General features: G+C 48.2%; 2 protein-coding genes. One reads left to right on the forward strand and one right to left on the reverse strand.

Annotated features, from left to right (window positions below):
- Window positions 1–1,302 (forward strand): ABC transporter permease (locus VN105_RS21375; protein ID WP_325644009.1); only part of this gene is annotated, 1,302 nt, incomplete at its 5' end.
- Between the two features lie 60 nt (window positions 1,303–1,362).
- On the opposite strand, the gene VN105_RS21380 is transcribed toward VN105_RS21375, so the two are convergent.
- Complete coding sequence (locus VN105_RS21380) at window positions 1,363–3,960, reverse strand: DUF7133 domain-containing protein (protein WP_325644011.1); 2,598 nt, start codon at window positions 3,958–3,960, stop codon at window positions 1,363–1,365.
- Between the last annotated feature and the right edge of the window lie 72 nt (window positions 3,961–4,032).

Raw genomic sequence — 4,032 nt, forward strand, 5'->3', positions numbered from 1 at the left:
CTTACTGATAAAAAACTGTTCCTTCACTTCGGGGATATTTATACATGGCTGGTATTTACAGGCTTTATCCTGTTCACCGGCCTGCTGGCTGGCAGCTATCCGGCCTTCTTCCTGTCTTCTTTCCAGCCTGTGAAAGTATTAAAAGGCACGTTTAAGAAAACCAATGCATTAATAACACCAAGAAAAGCATTGGTTGTAGTGCAGTTTACATTTGCCATCCTGCTGATCATCTGCACTATTATTGTAAAACAACAAATAGACTACGCCCGCAACCGGAATACAGGGTACAATAAAGATCACCTGGTATACCACTTCATGACAGGCGACATCGCTAAGAATTATGCGTTGATAAAAAATGAATTGCTGGCATCGGATGTTGCCACTTCCGTTACCAAAACAAATTCGCCCCTTACAGAAAGATGGAGCGACGGATGGGGACAAAACTGGGAAGGAAAAGATCCCAACTACAATCCATCCTTCGACCGGTACCTGTGCGATGAAGGGCTGGGCGCCACCGCCGGCCTGCAATTTGTACAGGGCCGCGATCTTGACCTGAAACAATATCCTACAGATTCAACCGGGCTTATTATCAATGAATCTGCATTGAAAATAATGAAGTTTAAAGACCCGTTAGGGAAAACGGTTAGCGACCTGGGTGTAGACTGGCACATTGTAGGGGTTATCAAAGACTTTATTCTTACCAATCCGTACGAACCCACCAATCCCCTGCTGATATGCGGCGCAAAAAGCAGGTTTATGACCTTTAACGTGATGCAGATAAAACTGAACGGGAATAATTCCACCACCAAAAACATGGACAAGGCCGCCGCCATTTTCAAAAAATATAACCCTGATTATCCTTTCGATGCAAAATTTGTAGATGAAGCGTATGCAAGCAAGTTTGAAAGCGAAAAGCTACAAGGGCAGCTGGCAGGTTTGTTTGCCGGGCTCACGATATTTATCTCCTGTCTTGGTTTATTTGGGCTGGCCACTTATGTAGCAGAAAACAGGGTGAAGGAAATTGGCATCCGGAAAATATTGGGAGCTTCTGTAGCCGGTATCACTACGTTATTGTCGAAAGATTTTGTAAAGCTGGTGATGGTTTCTTTCCTGATAGCGGCGCCCCTGGCCTGGTGGGGCATGCATAAATGGTTGCAGCATTATACTTACCGGGTAAACATTGAATGGTGGGTGTTTGCATTGGCAGCTTTCCTTTCCGTAATGATTGCATTGCTAACGGTAAGTTATCAATCGATCAGGGCGGCTATTTCCAACCCGGTGAAAAGCCTGAGAGCGGAATAAGTTATGCCATCTCCTCCGGGAAGTTTGCCCGGAGGAGATGAATATTTTATAAAGAGATCATTATTTCTTTTGCTGTGCGAGGAAACTAACCAGTGAGGCAAACTCGTCGTACGACAATGCATTGGCAAGACCGGTTGGCATCATAGACGTTTTCATTTCCTTACGGCTCAGGATATCTGCTGCATTAACCGTGTACACTTCTCCGGCAATATCTCTCATCACCACTTTAGTAGCTGTTTCTTCTGTAATAAATCCTACATAGGTCTTATTACCTTTCGCGGTAACTGTTACGGTGGCAAATCCCTGTGAAATTGAAGCATTGGGTTTGAGGATGGATTCGGCAATCCGTTCGCGGTTCATGATAGAGCCGATCTGCCCCATAAAGGGTCCTTTCATTTTCTCACTTCTGCTGAGGCTATGACAGGCGATACAGCCCTGGTTGGTGAACAATACCCTTCCTTTGGCAGCATCTCCCTTTAACTGCTTCACAGCAAGCAGCACATCTTCAATAGATGATTTGCCCACCTGTCCTTTCCTGCTTTTTATTTTCTCCAGGTCCACTTTAGGCTCTTTCGCGGCAACGGTTTCCGGCTTTTTCAGCGGGGCAAATGCAGCGATCTCCATCCTGTTACGGGCATCAAGATCCCTGAAAAGCGGCATGCGGGCCGGGTTTGTGGCTTCCTTCTTCATAAATTTCTCAATCACCGGCGATCCTGCCCAAAGTACCGCTTTGTAATACGGGCCATGTGAATCCGGCCGGGTTCCCCACCACCAGGATGCGTCATAGGCGTCTTCTTTCCTGTACAGGCGGGCCAGTGTAACCAGGATCTGCTTCTTCAGCTTTTCGTCTTTCGATTGTTTGTAGGCAGCAATTAACCCATCCACCGCTTTTTCCTCATGCATATAGCGTAAGGTCCATAAGGCAAGGGTGGCATTGGGGCCGTTAATGGCCGATACAGCCGCATCAACCGCATTCAGTTCCACAAGGGCGCGCACTGCCAGGTGAGGCAGCACAATGGCGGAGTTAGGCGTAGCATGCGGGCCTTCCTTATCTTTCGCAGGCGCCACAAATGAGGCAGGCACTTTGGTTTGCAGCAAGGCGGCAGCAGCTTCAATGCGGCCCAAACGTCCCAATCCTACTATTGCTGCGGCGTGAACCCGTGGGGATGGATCTTTCAACGCATCCAGGAAAGGTTGTTCCGGTACATCTGTAAGAATGCCTTTACGATCTGCCAGGGCGCGCAATGCATGTTCCTTCACAGATGGATCTTTTGTAAGCTCCAGTAAAGCTGCGATACCATCTTTCCCGGTGGCCTGTGCATAAGTGTAGAGGCCGGCTAACCGGGCGTATAACGGCAACTGCGCGTTTGATGCTATCTTAAGGGTAGCAGCAATTCCTTGCTGGTTGCCACGGTGAAGCAGTTCCTGCGACGCATTTAACCGCGCCACTGCACTGGCAGATTGAAGCAGGTTAACCAGTTCTTCCACCGGTGCTTTAGCCAGGTCAGGGAAAGCTTTATAGCTCCAGTTATTGGGCACTGCCCTCACCACAAAGCCGATGGTATCGCTACCGGAATAGCCGGCGCCATCCCATGCAGAGAGGTAAAGCCGGCCGGACCCGTCAACATCCAGGTCGGTGATCTGGGGCAATGCGATGAAATCTTCTTCCTTTTGTGTGAAGGTTGGCCCATCTGGCTTTACCCTGTGAATGTAAAGCATGCTTCTTCCCCAATCCGCCATCATCGGCACATTGTTATATTTCTCCGGCCAGCCTGGTTCCGACATAAATAAGGCGCCGGTACCGGAGCCTCCGCCGAGGTCTGCCAGGGCTGGTAATATTTCATCCGTAAAATGCTGGAACAATACGGGATACCCGTATTCCCCGGATTGGATATGATGAGAGAAACGCACGTTCCATCCTCCGCCATCATTGGTATTTTCCCTTGTGAACACATTCATGTACGGATCAATGGCTACATCATATACATTGCGGGTGCCGTGGGTAAAGATCTCCATTTCGGTGCCATCAGGACGTACCCTTACGATGCCTCCGCCAAGCATGGTTAACTTTTTACCGGAACGGTCGGTAGCATCATGAAATCCAAAGTCGCCCACCGCAATATAGATCCAGCCATCAATACCCATACGGATACCATTGGTAGCATGATCTGTTCCACGCTCCTGGATGTATTTAGTGTTGCTCAAATGCTCAATGAGCGGCTTCGGAGGACCATCGGCCTTTCCATCGCCATCCTTATCTTCAAAAACCACCAGGGCCATTCCCGTGGCTTTACCTGTTTCACCGGAAAATGTGGTGTGCAATACAAACACCTGGTTGCCCATTACAATGATACCCCGCGGATTGTCGACAGTGGCAAATTCGATATGCTCATCCATTTTACCATCATTGTCTTTGTCAACCAGCTTCAGGATCCGGCCTTTACCCGGATCTTTACCCAGAGAACCAATCATGTCCACACCAACAAACACTTCCCCTGTAGGCGCTACTGCCAGGCAGGCGGGACTGGGTGTAATGGCGGGGCCGGAAAATCGGGTAATGGTTAATTCAGCGGGGGCGGTTTGAGAATACCCTGAAAACGGTTTTACTACAATAAGCGCTGTAAGGGAACAGATCAGCTTAAGTGGAAATTTTATCATTTAATTGCGGCTTGTTTAAAATCGTATAACTATAACTAAGTATGTGAATAGCTGATCAAGATATAAAAAATA

Source organism: Chitinophaga sp., from assembly GCF_035564935.1.
Taxonomy (GTDB): Bacteria; Bacteroidota; Bacteroidia; order Chitinophagales; family Chitinophagaceae; genus Chitinophaga.

Excerpts from the sequence above, each read along its gene's own strand:
- VN105_RS21380 (WP_325644011.1), bottom strand. The coding sequence starts at position 3,960 with ATGATAAAATTTCCACTTAAGCTGATCTGTTCCCTTACAGCGCTTATT.